13 protein-coding genes are annotated in these 17391 nt (G+C 54.5%); 4 read left to right on the forward strand and 9 right to left on the reverse strand.

Translation table 11 applies throughout. The features are described from left to right. The first annotated feature begins 22 nt into the window (after positions 1–22). Positions 23–1300: a stationary phase inducible protein CsiE gene (gene csiE / locus AAIG39_RS15865; protein WP_090086132.1), complete on the forward strand. Its 1278-nt coding sequence runs from the start codon at positions 23–25 to the stop codon at positions 1298–1300. On the opposite strand, the gene AAIG39_RS15870 is transcribed toward csiE, so the two are convergent. Continuing rightward, on the reverse strand, positions 1297–2436 hold the full coding sequence (locus AAIG39_RS15870; RefSeq protein ID WP_343194244.1) for a 3-phenylpropionate MFS transporter: 1140 nt from the start codon (positions 2434–2436) through the stop codon (positions 1297–1299). The genes csiE and AAIG39_RS15870 overlap by 4 nt on opposite strands. 99 nt (positions 2437–2535) lie before the next feature. Beyond that, the gene (gene rcnR, locus AAIG39_RS15875) at positions 2536–2808 is read right to left on the reverse strand and encodes a Ni(II)/Co(II)-binding transcriptional repressor RcnR (RefSeq protein WP_047369263.1); all 273 of its coding nucleotides are present in this window, start codon (positions 2806–2808) and stop codon (positions 2536–2538) included. A 142-nt stretch (positions 2809–2950) separates the two neighbouring features. Between rcnR and AAIG39_RS15880 the strand changes: the two genes are divergently transcribed. Beyond that, entirely contained in the window at positions 2951–3847 is an 897-nt protein-coding gene (locus AAIG39_RS15880) for a nickel/cobalt efflux protein RcnA (protein ID WP_343194245.1), read from the forward strand. A gap of 49 nt (positions 3848–3896) precedes the next feature. On the opposite strand, the gene glyA is transcribed toward AAIG39_RS15880, so the two are convergent. Continuing rightward, entirely contained in the window at positions 3897–5150 is a 1254-nt protein-coding gene (glyA, locus tag AAIG39_RS15885) for a serine hydroxymethyltransferase (protein WP_343194246.1), read from the reverse strand. Between the two features lie 318 nt (positions 5151–5468). Between glyA and hmpA the strand changes: the two genes are divergently transcribed. Then, positions 5469–6659 (forward strand): NO-inducible flavohemoprotein, encoded by a 1191-nt coding sequence (gene hmpA / locus AAIG39_RS15890; protein ID WP_343194247.1) that lies wholly within the window; start codon positions 5469–5471, stop codon positions 6657–6659. A gap of 44 nt (positions 6660–6703) precedes the next feature. Here hmpA and glnB read toward each other — a convergent pair whose 3' ends face one another. The 5 genes from glnB to purL all read right to left on the reverse strand — a co-directional run bounded on the left by glnB (position 6704) and on the right by purL (position 15072). Beyond that, positions 6704–7042, reverse strand: a complete 339-nt coding sequence (gene glnB, locus AAIG39_RS15895; RefSeq protein ID WP_024549981.1) for a nitrogen regulatory protein P-II — start codon at positions 7040–7042, stop codon at positions 6704–6706. Between the two features lie 74 nt (positions 7043–7116). After that, entirely contained in the window at positions 7117–8454 is a 1338-nt protein-coding gene (gene glrR / locus AAIG39_RS15900) for a two-component system response regulator GlrR (protein ID WP_047369260.1), read from the reverse strand. Further along, positions 8451–9185: a two-component system QseEF-associated lipoprotein QseG gene (gene qseG, locus AAIG39_RS15905; RefSeq protein WP_090086123.1), complete on the reverse strand. Its 735-nt coding sequence runs from the start codon at positions 9183–9185 to the stop codon at positions 8451–8453. The genes glrR and qseG overlap by 4 nt, the downstream gene beginning before the upstream one ends. Beyond that, positions 9182–10618: a two component system sensor histidine kinase QseE/GlrK gene (gene qseE, locus AAIG39_RS15910; RefSeq protein ID WP_343194248.1), complete on the reverse strand. Its 1437-nt coding sequence runs from the start codon at positions 10616–10618 to the stop codon at positions 9182–9184. Before qseE ends, qseG begins: the two co-directional genes overlap by 4 nt. 566 nt (positions 10619–11184) lie before the next feature. Further along, positions 11185–15072, reverse strand: a complete 3888-nt coding sequence (gene purL / locus AAIG39_RS15915; RefSeq protein ID WP_343194249.1) for a phosphoribosylformylglycinamidine synthase — start codon at positions 15070–15072, stop codon at positions 11185–11187. Positions 15073–15328: 256 nt separating this feature from the next. On the opposite strand from purL, the gene mltF reads away from it, so the two are divergent. Continuing rightward, on the forward strand, positions 15329–16888 hold the full coding sequence (gene mltF, locus AAIG39_RS15920; protein ID WP_090086119.1) for a membrane-bound lytic murein transglycosylase MltF: 1560 nt from the start codon (positions 15329–15331) through the stop codon (positions 16886–16888). On the opposite strand, the gene tadA is transcribed toward mltF, so the two are convergent. Beyond that, complete coding sequence (gene tadA, locus AAIG39_RS15925) at positions 16881–17351, reverse strand: tRNA adenosine(34) deaminase TadA (RefSeq protein ID WP_425503332.1); 471 nt, start codon at positions 17349–17351, stop codon at positions 16881–16883. The genes mltF and tadA overlap by 8 nt on opposite strands. Between the last annotated feature and the right edge of the window lie 40 nt (positions 17352–17391).

Below are 17391 nucleotides of genomic sequence, written 5' to 3' on the forward strand. Positions count from 1 at the left end.
AAACCTTACTGGAGCCTGACAGATGACAATAGAAATGACACCGCCATCTGTGCTCTCCAGTCCGCAGCGCCGCTGCCAGGTGCTTTTGATGCTCGCACTCCCAGGGCACACTGTCACCACGGAAATCATACGTGCCATGAATGGCGTGGACGAAGAGGTCATCCGGCAGGATATTGTCGATACCGACCATGAGATCCAACGTTTTCATCGGCTGAATATTACGTCCCGACAGGACGGCAGCTACCGGATTGAAGGCACAGCACTCGACCAACGTTTATGCCTGTTGCAATGGCTCCGGCGTGGGCTGCGCTTGTGTCCCCATTTTATTACTCAGCATTATGCGCCTGCGCTCAAAGCCGCCCTCAAGCAACAGGGCGTTGCCCGCACGCTGTATGACGATACCAATTTGCGCGCGCTGATTAACCTCTGCGCCCGGCGCCTGGAGCGTTCATTTGAATGCCGGGACATTCAATTTCTGCGTCTTTATCTCCAGTACTGCCTGCTGCAAAGTCACTACGGTTTTACGCCGGAGTTTAACCCGGTTCAGCAGGCATGGACACAAATGCGCGCAGAATACGCAGCGGCGCATGAAATCGTGCGTCACTGGCGCCGCCGTGTCACCGCATTACCGCCCGGCAACGAACATGCTTTTCTCTCCCTGCTGTTTATGATGCTGCGCACGCCGGATCCGCTGAACGATAATCAACAGCAGGATAAACGCCTGCAACATGCCATTGGCCATATGATTGCCCGCTTTCGCGCGCTTGCCGGGCTGCGTTTCAGCGATGAACGAGGGCTGGCGGCACAGCTCTATGTCCACCTGGCCCAGGCGCTGGATCGCAATCTCTTCGGTATTGGTATTGATGACAGCCTGCAGGAGGAGATTTTCCGTCTTTATCCACGCCTGGTACGCACCGCCCGCGAAGCGTTATTGGTGGTGGAAAAAGAATACGGGCTACGTTTTAGCGACGAGGAAGCGGGCCTGGTGGCGGTCATTTTCGGGGCATGGCTGATGCAGGAAAGCGATCTGCATGAAAAACAGGTTGTACTGCTTACCGGCAATGAGCCAGAGCGCGAACAGGAAATTGAATTGCAACTGCGTGAACTCACGCTGCTCCCGCTCAATATCAAATATTTGCCGCTGCAGGATTTTCAGAAACAGGGGGCTCCGCGCGACGTTACGCTGATAGTAACCCCGTATACTACCCCGCTGCCCCTCTTTTCACCGCCGTTAATCCATGCAGATCGCCCGCTGACCGGTCATCAGCAGGCGCATATCCGTGAAATGCTTGAAGCTTAAGGCTGAGCGGCAACCTTAGGGCGTAAAAACAGTGCAGGCACTGCCAGTAGCGCCATGAACCAGAACAGCCCCTGATGCAGATGCTGGAATAAGAATCCGGAGAACATGGTCATCACCGCAATACTTCCACCCATTGCGACGGCGGAATAGACAGCCTGCAGGCGGATTATCTCATTTTCTTTGCGGGCAGCGATGTAGCGCATACCGGCCAGATGGCAGACGGTGAAGGTTCCGCAGTGCAGGATTTGTGCGACAATAAGCCACGGCAGGCCGGTCGTCCATCCCATCAGCCCCCAGCGCACCAGCCCACAAACGGCAGACAGTAAAAGCAAATCGCGGGCGCTAAAGCGACGGAACAACCGGTTACTGAGCGTAAAGACAACAACTTCGGCGACCACCCCAAGCGACCAGAGATAGCCCACCGTTGAAGCGGAATACCCCGCTTCCTGCCAGTAGATCGCGCTGAAACCATAATAGGCCGCATGCGCACCCTGGAGTAGCGAAACGCAAACCAGGAAACGCCAGCTTTTTATTACCAGATCGCGCCATGCCTTCCAGCCTGTAACATCCTGATGGCGAGTGTCTCCCTGAGGCAAAATCGACGGGCGTAGTAGCATCCCTAACAGCATTGAGGCAACCCCCAGCGTCAGCATCGCCAGTACGGCACGATAATCAAACTCGCTAACCAGTTTTCCGGTTGCCGCCGAGCCAATAACGAAGGCGATAGAGCCCCAGACGCGTACCCGCCCGTAGTCCATAGGAAACTGTTTCTGCCAGGTATTGGCGAGCGCATCCGTCAAGGGAACCAGCGGCGAGAAAAAGAGGTTAAAACCGATAATCACTACCATCAGCCAGGCCACATTGGTTCCGGCCCAAAAGGCGAACGCAAACACCAGCGTGATCAAAGCAAGTATGCGTAGCGCTTTAATAAGCAGAGAGGGATTACTGACACGCGGGGCGATAAGCAGGCTGCCGAGAAAACGCGCTACCAGACCCGCGCCGAGTAAGATCCCGATGGTTTCCGGCGTGAGACCTGTGCCTTTGAGCCAGACACTCCAGAAGGGCAAAAAGATACCGTAACTAAAAAAATAGGTGAAATAAGCGAGCGCCAGCCAGCGCGTGGACTGCAAAATCATGATTCCCTCCTGAATGAGGCGATAGTCTGGAGGGAAATCAATAAACTGGCAAGTAACAGTTATATAACAGACACGAGAGAAGTGTCATTCAGACTGCCGCTAGCGAATATAAGAATCCAGTACACTCAGCACCACATCAAGATCGGCTTCACGTTTGACTTCATCATTTTCATGAACAATATGATCGGTCAAGTGCCCTTTGATGACCTCACGCATCAGGCCGTTTACCGCCCCGCGAATAGCAGCGATTTGCTGCAAAACCTGTGCGCATTCATGCGGTTCATCAAGCATCTTTTTCAGCGCCGCTACTTGTCCTTCAATCTTACTCGCCCGTGCTTTGAGCTTTTTTTTATCCCGAATGGTATGCGACATACTGACCTCACTTTTGCCTCTGCTGAGTGAAAAAATCATATCACAGAACAACTGGGGGGGAGTTTCATTCTACTGGGGGGTAGTATTTTTTACTGGGGGGGAGTAGATTGAACAAATAAAACAAAGAGCGAGAATTATTCTCATGACCGATTTTGCAACCCTCTTTCAGCAGGGAAATGGCTGGTTTTTCATTCCGAGCGCCATTCTGCTCGGCGCACTACATGGCCTTGAGCCGGGACATTCAAAAACGATGATGGCGGCCTTTATCATTGCGATCAAAGGCACCGTAAAACAGGCCGTTATGCTCGGTCTTGCGGCCACGTTGTCTCATACGGCAGTGGTCTGGCTTATCGCGATGGGCGGAATGTTTATCAGCCGTCGGTTCACCGCCGGGGCCGTAGAGCCCTGGATGCAGATGATCTCAGCGGCGATCATTCTGGGGACAGCCGCATGGATGTTCTGGCGAACCTGGCAAGGCGAACGACAGTGGCATGCGAATCACCATCACCATGATCACGGCCATGACCACCATCACGACCACCATCACGATCATGCCCACCCTCATGCACAGGGGCTGATTTTCCAGCCAGCCCAGGCCGCGAGCCTGAGTCTGCGCCAGCCAGTCATCCTCTCTGCGCGGAAAGTGGAGAAACAAGAAGAGTATCGTGACGCGCACGAACTGGCCCATGCACGGGATATTGAGCGCCGCTTTAACGGCAATAAGGTGACTAACGGGCAAATTCTGCTGTTTGGCCTGACGGGGGGGCTCATCCCCTGCCCGGCGGCGATTACCGTACTGCTGATCTGTATTCAGCTTAAGGCATTCACGCTGGGCGCTACGATGGTGGTGTGCTTTAGCATCGGTCTGGCATTAACCCTGGTTGCGGTGGGCGTGGGAGCGGCAGTGAGCGTACAGCAGGCAGTGAAACGCTGGTCAGGATTCAATACCCTTGCCCGGCGCGCCCCCTATTTCTCCAGCATATTGATTGCACTGGTGGGGATTTATATGGGCGTTCACGGTTATTACACCCTGCAATAAGGCAAAAAAATGCCCGCGAAGTGCGGGCATTTTTAGATATGTGCAGGAGTTATGCGTAAACCGGGAAGCGTGCGCAGATATCCAGAACTTTACCTTTGACGCGCTCGATAACCGCTTCGTCATTGATATTGTCCAGAACGTCACACATCCAGCCAGCCAGTTCTTTCGCTTCCGCTTCTTTAAAGCCGCGACGGGTAATCGCCGGAGAACCGATACGGATACCGGAGGTCACAAACGGGCTCTTAGGATCGTTAGGCACGCTGTTTTTGTTCACGGTGATGTTAGCACGGCCCAGTGCCGCATCCGCTTCTTTACCGGTCAGGTTTTTATCAACCAGATCCAGCAGGAACAGGTGGTTTTCAGTACCGCCAGACACCACTTTGTAGCCGCGGTTCAGGAACACTTCCACCATCGCTTTCGCGTTTTTAGCAACCTGCTGCTGGTAAACTTTGAACTCTGGCTCCATCGCTTCTTTCAGTGCCACCGCTTTTGCTGCGATAACGTGCATCAGTGGGCCGCCCTGAGCGCTTGGGAAGACAGCGGAGTTCAGTTTTTTGTACAGATCTTCGTCACCGCCTTTCGCCAGGATCAGGCCACCGCGTGGACCCGCCAGGGTTTTGTGGGTGGTAGTGGTAACGACGTGAGCGTGCGGAACCGGGTTCGGGTAAACGCCTGCGGCAATCAGACCCGCAACGTGTGCCATATCGACGAACAGATAAGCACCGATGCTGTCAGCGATTTCACGCATTTTTGCCCAGTCAACGATACCGGAATAAGCCGAGAAACCACCGATGATCATTTTCGGCTTGTGCTCTTTGGCCTGCTTAGCCATGTCTTCGTAGTCAATTTTACCGGACTCATCAATACCGTAAGGGATGATGTTGTACAGTTTGCCGGAGAAGTTAACCGGGGAGCCATGAGTCAGGTGGCCGCCCTGCGCCAGGTTCATACCCAGAACGGTATCGCCCGGTTGCAGCAGCGCGGTATAGACTGCGAAGTTAGCCTGAGAGCCGGAGTGCGGCTGCACGTTCGCATAGTCAGCGCCGAACAGCTCTTTTGCGCGGTCGATCGCCAGTTGTTCAACGATATCGACATACTCGCAACCGCCATAGTAGCGTTTACCCGGGTAACCTTCGGCATATTTGTTGGTCAGCTGAGAGCCCTGTGCCTGCATTACACGCGGGCTGGTGTAGTTCTCGGAGGCGATCAGTTCAATGTGTTCTTCCTGACGTACTTTTTCCTGCTCCATAGCCTGCCACAGTTCGGCATCATAATCGGCAATGTTCATTTCACGTTTTAACATCCGCATCTCCTGCTCAGCTAACAATAAAGCAACTCAAATTGAGGGCCCGTTTTGGGTGACGGCTCACAGTATAACTGATTCATATCGCGATAACAGGTCTTGACAAAGGTTTTTACGCAAACGATTGGCTCCGCGCCAGGCAAGGGTTTGAGAGATAATGCACTTTACCGTTGCAATGGAATTCTTTTCACGTTTGTGATGCAACTTCTTCACGTTTGAAATTCCTTGTGACAGCCGCTCCCCCCTTTACAACACCGCTTTCGCGACTATAAGATGCATTTAGAATACATCTTATAGATAACCAAACAGGAAGCCGCCATGCTTGACGTTCAAACCATCGCAACGGTGAAAGCCACCATTCCCCTGCTGCTGGAAACCGGTCCAAAATTGACCGCCCATTTTTATGACCGGATGTTTACGCACAATCCGGAACTCAAAGATATTTTCAATATGAGCAATCAGCGTAACGGCGATCAGCGCGAAGCCTTGTTTAACGCCATCGCAGCCTACGCAAGTAACCTTGATAACCTCGCCGCGTTATTGCCTGCGGTCGAAAAGATTGCCCAAAAACACACCAGTTTTCAGATCCAGCCTGCGCAGTACGATATTGTCGGCCATCACTTACTGGCCACCCTTGATGAGATGTTCAGCCCAGGGCAGGACGTTCTTGACGCATGGGGTAAAGCCTATGGCGTGCTCGCCGGTGTTTTCATCCAGCGGGAAGCGCAACTGTATAATGAAAATGCGCGCAAAGCGGGCGGCTGGGAAGGGACGCGCCCGTTTCGTCTGGTGGAAAAAACCGAACAAAGCGCGTTAATCACCAGCTTTGTATTCTCCCCTGTGGATGGGCAGCCCGTGGCTGATTTCCGCCCTGGGCAATACATCGGCATCTGGCTGAAACCGGAAGAGTTTGTCTGGCAGGAAATTCGCCAGTACTCCCTGACCCACGCCCCTGACGGTAAGCATTATCGTATTGCGGTAAAACGCGAAGACCGCGGGCAGGTATCAACCTGGCTGCATCAGCGCGCGCAAGTCGGTGATGTGGTACATCTGGCAGCTCCAGCAGGCGATTTCTTTATGGATGTCGGGAACAATACCCCGGTTACGCTCATCTCCGCAGGCGTTGGTCAGACCCCGATGCTGGCGATGCTGGATACGCTCGCCAGAGCAGGACATAAAGCGCAGGTAAACTGGTTCCATGCAGCGGAAAATGGCGACGTTCACGCCTTCGCCAGCGAGGTGAAAACCCTGAGCAGCAAACTGCCGCGCGTCACTTCGCATGTCTGGTACCGCGCGCCAACCCATTTAGATAAACAGGCGCAGGCCTTTGACAGTGAAGGACTGATGGAGCTGAGTAAGCTGGAGTCGGCATTCAGCGATCCGGCCATGCAGTTCTATCTCTGCGGCCCGGTGGCGTTTATGCAGTTTGCCGCGAAACAACTGGTCGGGCTGGGGATAAAGTCAGAGAACATTCATTACGAATGCTTTGGCCCGCACAAAGTGTTGTAAAGACCGGGAGAATAGCCTCACCCCGCGGGGGGTGAGGACGAAAATCAGATAGCCGCGTCGTCTTCTTCGCCAGTACGAATACGTACCACGCGGGCGACATCAAAGACAAAAATCTTACCGTCGCCGATTTTACCGGTCTGCGCCGTGCGGATAATGGTGTCCACACAGGTCTCAACGATATCATCGGTAACAACGATTTCGATTTTTACTTTCGGCAGAAAGTCCACCATGTATTCTGCACCACGGTACAGTTCGGTATGGCCTTTCTGGCGACCAAAACCTTTCACTTCGGTCACCGTCATCCCGGTAATGCCGACTTCGGCCAGCGCTTCACGCACGTCATCCAGTTTGAAAGGTTTAATAATCGCATCAATCTTTTTCATGGTTGGTCCTTAAAAACGCTTGCCAGTGAGCTACTTCGTAATCGGTTGCTCACACTACCATATTCGCTACGCCATTACTCTTTAAAGTCGTTGGCATCGAGTTCATGGCGCGAGAGCAATTTGTAAAATTCAGTACGGTTGCGCCCGGCCATTCTCGCCGCATGGGTGACGTTACCTTTGGTGATTTGCAGCAGCTTGCGCAGGTAATTGAGCTCAAATTGATTTCGCGCTTCCACAAACGTTGGCAGGGCTGTGTTCTCCCCTTCCAGGGCCTGCTCCACCAGCGCGTCGCTGATCACCGGCGATGAGGTCAGCGCTACGCATTGCTCAATGACATTGACCAGTTGACGCACGTTACCCGGCCAGCCTGCGGTCATCAGCCGTTTCATCGCATCGGTAGAAAAAGCGCGCACAAACGGTTTATGCCTGTCAGCCGCCTGGCGCAGCAGATGGTTGGCCAGCAACGGGATATCCTCCGCACGTTCGGCCAGGGCAGGGATTTTGAGGTTAACCACATTCAGGCGATAAAAGAGATCTTCACGAAACTCACCGCGCGCCATCGCTTTGGGCAGATCGCGGTGTGTCGCGGAGATAATCCGCACATTGATATCGATGTCACGGTTGCTGCCAAGCGGCCGGACTTTGCGTTCCTGCAACACGCGCAGCAGTTTAACCTGCAGTGGAATGGGCATATCGCCGATTTCATCAAGAAACAGCGTACCGCCCTCTGCCGCCTGGAAGAGACCTTCACGACTGCTGACCGCGCCGGTAAAGGCACCGCGCGCATGGCCAAAGAGTTCAGATTCCAGCAACTGCTCCGGTAACGCGCCACAGTTGATAGCAATAAAAGCATTTTTACTGCGCGGGCTGGCATTATGGATCGCCTGCGCCAGGATCTCTTTCCCCGTTCCGCTCTGGCCATTAATCAGCACGCTAACATCAGACTGTGCCACCATTCTTGCCTGCTCAAGCAGGCGCAGCATGACCGGGCTGCGGGTAATGATCGTATCGCGCCATTGATCGTCTGAGGCGGGCGCAGAGTGCTCCAGCGCCTCATCAATCGCCTTGTATAACGCATCTTTATCAACTGGTTTTGTCAGGAAGCTGAATACCCCCTGCTGCGTCGCGGCGACGGCATCCGGAATGGAACCGTGCGCGGTGAGAATGATAACGGGCATACCCGGCTGCACCTTCTGGATCTCAGTGAACAGCTGCATCCCGTCCATCTCATCCATGCGCAGGTCGCTTATGACCAGGTCAACTTTCTCACGAGCCAGAACGCGAAGCCCCTCCTGCCCGCTCTCGGCGGTGACGATGCTGTATCCTTCACTGGTCAGGCGCAAACCGAGCAGTTTTAACAGGCCCGGATCGTCATCCACCAGCAGCAGATGGGCAGGTTTTCGGCTGGTCATGGTTTCGCGTCCTCTTGTTTCGTTTCGTTCCTTGTGGGGCGTGCGCTATCCGGTAGATCATTGCCTGCCGGTTTGCGGCTGGAGAGCCGGCGTTCTATATCGGTCAGGTTTTCCAGTTTGCGCGTGGTCGTTTCCAGTTGCTCACGCAGGAATTGTTGCTGCTGTCGCAGCGTATCCAGCTCGGCATCCGTCGATTGCTGGAGTTTGCCATAGCGGCCACGCTCTTCCGCCAGCTGGAGTTGTGATGTTTGACCGTCACGCCAGAGCTGATAAAGCGGACGGACAGGTGCGGGAATTTTCGGGCTTAACACATCAAGACGCGTGATATTCTCACGCCGTTCCAGTGGAGTAATTTTCGCACTCGACAGCAAAATGCCGCGCCTGAAGGCGTCCTGCCATGTATCGTCGGGCCAGGCGCGAGCCTCAGCACGCGCTTCTGCTGGCGCCAGCCGTCCGGCGCAATCCATACTGCGCAGCCAGAATAACGGGTTGGTATCGAAAGCCTGGCCAGTTAATGACCAGATATTGCCACAATCCGTGAGCAGGAAATCGGCCAGTTGATGTTCCGGGAGTTGCTCTTCAAATTGTTCATGTACAGCATGCTCAGGCGTCTGGGATACACAACCTGCCAGCAGCAGGCAGGGTAATGCACGAAGCATTTTTTTAGGCAACAACACCGCGCCAGCCACGCGGGAAAAAACGTGCGACATACTCACCTGATTTCGCTTCATTTGTTAGATTTTTCCGACGCATTAAGCGGTAGCTCAATGCGAAAACAGACACCTGCATGATCGACGTCCACCAGATGCAACTCACCGTGCATACGGCGAATGCAGTCTCTGGCGATACTTAACCCAAGACCACTCCCCTTCACCGCGCCTTTTCGCTGATGGCTCCCCTGGAAAAAGGGTTCAAAAATCATACTGCGTTCCGCCTCAGGTATCGGCGTACCGGTATTGGATACCTCAATACGCAGCCGCGAGCCTGCAAGATAGCTGTGAATATAAATGTTACCGGATTCAGCCCCATAGTGCACCGCGTTCGAATAAAGATTATCCAGCACGCTCATCAACAGCATCGGCTCAGACCAGCAGGAAGCCGCATCCAGCACAACCTCGGTATGCATCATTTTAGCTCGCGCGGGCAAACTATGAGCGGTAAGAACCATATCCAGCAGCGGCTCGATTTCTACGTCTTCCAGCTCAACCGCGCCATCCGCCAGTTTCCGGTTGTAATCGAGTAACTGTTCAATCAGTTTTTGCAGATTACGGCTGCTGTCATCAAGGATAGCCACCACCTCTTTCTGCTCCGCCGTTAATGGGCCGACGACCTGATCGGCAAGCAGTTCGGTTCCTTCACGCATACTTGCCAGCGGAGTTTTCAGCTCATGAGAGATATGGCGTAAAAATTGATGACGCTGTGATTCTAGCCAGGAAAGACGTTCACTCAGCCAGATGATGCGCTCCCCTACGTAGCGCAACTCACGCGGACCTTTAAAGACAACCGTATGCCCAAGCGAGCGCCCTTCCCCTAACCGGTTGATCATCCGTTCAATACCCTTCACCGGGCCGATAATCATCCGCGTAAACAGCAGTACCATAGCCAGACTAAGCAGAAACAGCACCAGTGCCTGCCAGCCGAAGAACTGACCGCGCTCGGCAATTTCCTGCTGCAACTGCTGGCCGCGGGAGAACACTACCTGCCGTGTTGACTGCACCATCTCGGTGTTTGCCGCTGCAAAAGCTTCGAGCCGCGCGGAGGCCTCTGCGCCAGGGCCACTGTTTTTGCACTGTAACTGCGCGAGATCGTTCAGATCCTGACGCAACGCCTGGTAGAGTTTTTCATCCGGCAACACCCCGGCATGCGCGTCCAGCATCTCGCTATAGCGTTTACGTTGGCTCTGATACACCTTTGCCAGGGTTGAATCGTCCAGCACACAGTACTGACGGTAACTGCGTTCCATCTCAAGCGCGGCATTGGTCATCGCCTCGCTACGTCGCGCATCGATAAGTGTGGTTCGGTTCGTTTGTGCCGCCTGAGCGCTGAGGGCATTCAGGCTTTGCCATGCCTGCCAGGCAAGCACCAATAAAGGCAGTAAGATCAGTAAGAACGCCATCATAACGACCTGGCGTAGGGAGCGGGGAAAAATGGGCCAGCGTTTCAACGCAATACTCTCGCAAATCGGGTTTAACAGGATGCTAGCTGAGTAATGTGCTACGGGGAAGCCAGAAAAAACAAAGCCGGGTATAAACCCGGCTTTGTTTTGAAATTAGGCGGTGCCTAACTCGACGTTTCGCCCGATATCTGAAAAAGCGAACTTTTATCAGCAGTTGGACGGCAGGCACCTTTAAGTGCGTCATTCGAAGTTTATGTAGCACGTCCCGAAGGGGCTGACATAAGAGGGTGAATGAGCCACTGGTTATTATTATGCAACACTTATGCCAAAACGCAAAACAAAATATTAACCGACTGAAATACATGAAATTTATCATTAAAAAGTATTAGATAGTGGTTGAATGATTTTCACGCTAAGTGTCTCCAATTAGCAACACCCTGTGCACTCCAGCCCATCATCTATATAAATCAACCACTTAAGTGTCTCCATTTGGAGACATCATAACTGTAGCTTTGTCGCACTTTCCCGACACACGTTCATGCGGGGCGTCACAAATAAAAAAAGCTCCCCATCAGGAGAGCTTTTCATATGTCAGATCAATCAGTAGCGGTAAGTTAGCCTAACTGCTTACGCGCGTTGCGGAAAATACGCATCCACGGACTATCCTCGCCCCAGTTTTCCGGATGCCAGGAGTTAGAAACCGTACGGAATACACGTTCCGGATGCGGCATCATCAGCGTCACGCGGCCGCTTTCGTTGGTTACCGCGGTAATACCGTTTGGCGAACCGTTCGGGTTAGCCGGGTAGGCCTGGGTCACTTTGCCGAAGTTATCGACAAAACGCAGCGCCACCAGGCCTTTGCTTTCGAGTTGAGCCAGATGGACATCATCACGCACTTCTACACGACCTTCACCGTGGGAAACCGCGATAGGCATTTGTGAACCGACCATCCCCTGCAGCAGCAGAGACGGGCTTTGGGTGACTTCAACGAGACTGAAACGCGCTTCGAAGCGGTCAGAGTGGTTACGCACAAAGCGTGGCCACAGTTCGCTGCCCGGCACCAGTTCACGCAGGTTAGACATCATCTGGCAGCCGTTACACACGCCCAGCGCCAGCGTCTGCGGACGGTGGAAGAAGGTTTCAAACTCATCACGCACGCGGTTATTGAACAGAATCGATTTTGCCCAGCCTTCACCCGCTCCCAGCACGTCGCCATAAGAGAAGCCACCACAGGCAACCAGCGCCTGGAAATCTTCCAGACCAGTACGCCCAGCAAGCAGGTCACTCATATGCACATCAATGGCATCGAAGCCTGCACGGTAAAACGCCGCCGCCATCTCCACGTGGGAGTTAACGCCCTGCTCGCGCAGCACCGCCACTTTCGGGCGCGCGCCGGTTGCGATGTATGGCGCCGCGATATCTTCATTGATATCAAACGACAGTTTCACGTTCAGACCCGGATCGTTATCGTTGGCTTTCGCCTGATGCTCTTCGTCAGCACATTCCGGGTTGTCACGCAGACGCTGCATCTGCCAGGTAGTCTCGGCCCACCACATACGCAGGGTGGTACGGCTTTCGCTGAACACGGTCTGACCTGCGGCTTCAACCACAAAACGATCGCTCGCCGTGGCCTGGCCAAGATAGTGAACGCAATCCGCCAGACCATGAGAGGCCAGCAGGGCTTCCACCGCTTCGCGGTCCGCTGCACGAACCTGAATCACGCCACCCAGTTCTTCGTTAAACAGCGCGGCCAGATGATCATTCCCCAGGGTCGCAATATCCACATTCACACCGCAGTGACCGGCAAACGCCATTTCGGCCAGCGTCACCAGCAGACCGCCGTCGGAACGGTCATGCCAGGCCAGCAGTTTGCCATCAGCCACCAGCGCCTGCATCGCATTCCAGAAGCCTTTCAGTTGCTGTACATCACGCACATCGGCAGTTTTATCACCCAACTGGCGGTAAACCTGCGCCAGCGCGGTTGCGCCCAGCGCGTTGTGGCCTTTACCCAGATCAATCAACAGCAGGGCATTGTCTTCGGTAGAGAGCTGCGGTGTCACGGTGCGACGCACATCTTCCACACGGGCAAAGGCGGTGATTACCAGCGACAGCGGCGAGGTCATCTCGCGCTGCTCGTTACCTTCCTGCCAGCGGGTTTTCATCGACATGGAGTCTTTACCCACCGGAATGGTCAGACCCAGCGCCGGGCAGAGCTCTTCACCCACGGCTTTCACCGCGTCGTACAAACCGGCGTCTTCGCCCGGATGACCAGCCGCGGCCATCCAGTTTGCCGAGAGCTTGATGCGGTTGAGTTCGCCGATTTGCGTTGCCGCCATGTTGGTCAGGGACTCACCAACTGCCAGTCGGGCGGAGGCCGCGAAGTCCAGCAGGGCGACCGGAGCACGCTCGCCGATAGACATCGCTTCACCATAGTAGCTGTCCAGGCTGGCGGTGGTCACCGCACAGTTAGCAACAGGCACCTGCCACGGACCGACCATCTGATCGCGCGACACCATACCGGTTACGGTACGGTCGCCGATGGTCACCAGGAAGGTTTTTTCAGCGACGGCGGGCAGATGCAGTAGGCGATTTACCGCGTCGGCAATGGAAATATTGCGTGAATCGATAGCCTCTCCGGCAGCTTTACGTGCCTGCACGTCGCGGGTCATTTTCGGGGTTTTACCCAGCAGCACATCCAGCGGCAAATCGATCGGCTGGTTGTCGAAGTGGCTGTCACTCATGGTCAGATGTTGCTCTGCCACGGCTTCACCAATTACCGCGTACGGGGCGCGTTCACGGCGGCAAAGTTCATCAAACAGCGGTAATTGATCGGCCGCAACGGACAGGACATAGCGTTCCTGGGATTCGTTACACCAGATTTCCAGCGGACTCATACCCGGCTCGTCGCTCAGGATATCGCGCAGCTGGAATTTACCGCCGCGTCCGCCATCGCTCACCAGTTCCGGCATGGCGTTAGACAGGCCGCCCGCACCGACGTCATGGATAAACTGAATCGGGTTGGCATCGCCCAATTGCCAGCAACGGTCAATCACCTCCTGACAACGACGTTCCATTTCCGGGTTGTCACGCTGAACGGAGGCGAAATCGAGGTCCGCGTCAGACTGACCGGAAGCCATGGAGGAGGCAGCGCCACCGCCCAGACCGATGTTCATCGCCGGGCCGCCAAGTACGATCAGTTTCGCGCCAACGGTGATCTCGCCTTTCTGGACATGATCGGCGCGGATGTTGCCGATCCCGCCTGCCAGCATGATCGGTTTGTGGTAGCCACGCAGCTCTTCACCATTGTGGCTGTTTACTTTCTCTTCGTAAGTACGGAAGTAACCGGTCAGTGCAGGACGGCCAAATTCGTTGTTAAACGCCGCGCCACCCAGCGGGCCTTCGGTCATGATATCCAGCGCGGAAACGATGCGCTCCGGTTTACCGAAATCTTCTTCCCATGGCTGCTCAAACCCCGGAATACGCAGGTTAGAAACGGAGAAGCCCACCAGGCCTGCTTTTGGCTTCGCGCCGCGTCCGGTCGCCCCTTCATCACGAATTTCACCACCGGAACCCGTTGCTGCGCCCGGCCACGGAGAAATCGCTGTCGGGTGGTTATGGGTTTCCACTTTCATCAGAATGTGCGCCGCTTCCTGATGGAAGTCATAGCGACCATTCTCGTGGTCGGCGAAGAAACGCCCGACCTCAGAACCTTCCATCACCGCCGCGTTGTCTTTATAGGCAGACAGCACATAGTCCGGGGTTTTCTCGAAGGTATTTTTGATCATTTTGAACAGCGACTTTGGTTGCTGTTCGCCGTCAATCACCCAGTCGGCGTTAAAAATTTTATGACGGCAGTGTTCGGAGTTCGCCTGAGCAAACATGTAAAGTTCGATATCATTCGGGTTGCGTCCAAGACGGCTAAACGCATCCTGCAGATAGTCAATTTCGTCTTCCGCCAGTGCCAGACCGAGACGCACGTTAGCGTCAATCAGCGCCTGGCGCCCTTCGCCCAACAGATCCACACTTTGCACCGGCGCAGGCTGATGATGTTCAAACAGACGTGCTGCATCCGCTTCGGCGGTAAATACGGTCTCCATCATGCGGTCATGCAGTTCAGCCGCCACGCTTGCCCATTGCTCTTCTGTCAGGGTCGGGGCGTCGACGTAGTACGCTACACCGCGCTCCAGGCGATTGATTTTGCCAAGGTCGCAATTGTGCGCGATATCCGTTGCTTTAGAAGACCAGGGGGAGATGGTGCCAGGACGGGGCGTAACGAGAAGTAATTTTCCGGACGGGGTATGGCTGCTTAAGTTCGGACCATATTTCAGCAGGCGTTGCAGCCGCGTGAGCTCTTCCTCGTTCAGCCGATCGTTCACATCGGCAAAATGGACATACTCAGCGTAAATATTGCTCACCGGGAGCCGGGCTGCCTGAAAACGCGCCAGCAGTTTGTTGATACGAAATGCGGACAGTGCAGGCGAACCACGCAGAATTTCCATCATAAGTCTCTCGTCTTCGAAGCTTTAAGTGTGCATCAGGGGGAAAACGGGCGTCATTATAGAGAATCCTGAGCGGTGACGAAACCGTTTGCGTCGAAATAAAATCATGTGTGCCATTTAGCAGCAAACCTTAGCGGCTTCGCTAATTAGTTGCCAACTGACGTTTTGTTGCGCAAAATGCCGCTCAACGACCGGTAAACACCCTTGTATTTATGGCGGCTATTTATTGAGGCATCGCACGGCGCAGAGAATTAACTAATTGAAAAAATTTAAGATTAATTATCTGCTTATCGGCATCGTCACCCTGCTGCTGGCAGCGGCCCTGTGGCCTTCTATCCCCTGGTTCGGCAAAGCCGACAACCGCGTTGCGGCCATCAAGGCGCGGGGCGAGCTTCGCATAAGCACTATTGCGTCCCCTTTGACGTATGCCAGTATCGAAAATAAACCGTACGGGCTTGATTACGAGCTCGCCCAACAGTTCGCCAGTTATCTTGGCGTTAAACTGAAAGTGACCGTACGCCAGAATATCAGCCAGATTTTTGACGATCTTGATCACGACAATGCCGATATGCTGGCAGCCGGCCTGGTTTATAACAACGAGCGCCTCAAAAACTACCAGACGGGCCCGGTTTACTATTGGGTATCGCAGCAACTGGTTTACCGCGTCGGTAGCTACCGCCCACGCAGCCTGGCCACCGTTAACGACACCCAGCTCACCATTGCCGCGGGACATGTGGCGCTCAACGATTTGCGCGAACTTAAAGAGAAGAAGTTCCCGGATCTGAGCTGGAAGGTGGATGACAAGGCAGGCACCAACAATCTGCTTGAAGAGGTGGTGAACGGCAAACTTAGCTATACCGTAGCGGATTCGGTCGCCGTGAGTCTGTTCCAGCGCGTCCATCCCGAGCTGGCCGTCGCCCTCGATATCAGCGATGAGCAGCCGGTAACCTGGTTTAGCCGCCGCGACGACGACAATACGCTGTCGGCAGCTATGCTCGATTTTTTCAATAACATTAATGAAGACGGGACACTGGCACGGCTGGAAGAGAAATACCTCGGACATGGCGATGATTTTGATTACGTCGACACGCGCACCTTCTTACGCGCGGTGGACAGCGTTCTGCCCGATCTCCAGCCGCTGTTTGCAAAATATGCGCAGGATATTGACTGGCGTCTGCTGGCTGCAATTTCGTACCAGGAATCCCACTGGGATACACAGGCAACCTCCCCCACTGGCGTACGCGGGCTGATGATGCTGACCCGTAATACCGCACAAAGTCTGGGACTGAGCGACCGCACGGATGCCGAGCAAAGTATCAGCGGCGGTGCGCGCTATCTGCAGGATATGATGGATAAAGTGCCTGACAGTGTCCCCCAGGACGAGCGTATCTGGTTTGCGCTGGCTGCCTATAACATGGGTTATGCGCACATGCTGGACGCTCGTTCACTCACGGTGAAAACGAAAGGCAACCCGGACAGCTGGGCGGACGTAAAGCAGCGCTTGCCGCTGCTGAGTCAAAAGCCCTATTACAGCAAACTCACCTATGGCTATGCGCGTGGGCATGAAGCTTATGCCTACGTGGAAAATATCCGTAAATACGAAATCAGCCTGGTGGGGTACTTGCTGGAAAAAGAGAAAGAGGCGGCAAAGAAATCACAGCTGGCGCAGGGGTATCCGGCGGTGGCGGCAGACGAATTCAATCGCGCGCCTTACGGTATTATGCCCTTTAGTTCCTTTACGCCAGGCGAAGCCTTCCCCCGCAATCCGCTGATTGTACCGGATAAACTGGTGGTGCAGGTGCCGGGCGCGGCTAAATAAGCGGCTCCGGCCCTTTTTTCTGAGCCTTTTTCTCCAGCCGACGCTGACGGAAAAAGTCGCTTAGCATTGCGGCGCACTCATCGCGTAACACCCCTTCGATAATCTCAACCCGATGATTCATGCCCGGGTGATGCAGCACATCCATCAGGGACCCTGCCGCTCCGGTTTTTGCATCGCGCGCACCGAATACAAGCTGTCCGATACGGCTGTGCACCATTGCTCCGGCGCACATGACGCAGGGTTCAAGCGTAACGTACAAAGTTGTCTCGATCAGGCGGTAGTTTTGTAACACCATCCCGCCCTGACGCAGGGCCATAATTTCCGCGTGCGCGGTAGGATCGTGGCGGCCAATTGGACGGTTCCAGCCTTCACCAATAACCTCATTATTACGGACCAGCACCGCGCCAACCGGCACTTCGCCTTCTTCCCACGCGCGTTTTGCCAGCGCTAACGCATGGCGCATCCAGTAGTCGTGGTTGAGTTCAGGATTGGACAAAGGGGGA

The organism is Phytobacter palmae (assembly GCF_039409775.1).
Lineage (GTDB): Bacteria > Pseudomonadota > Gammaproteobacteria > Enterobacterales > Enterobacteriaceae > Phytobacter > Phytobacter palmae.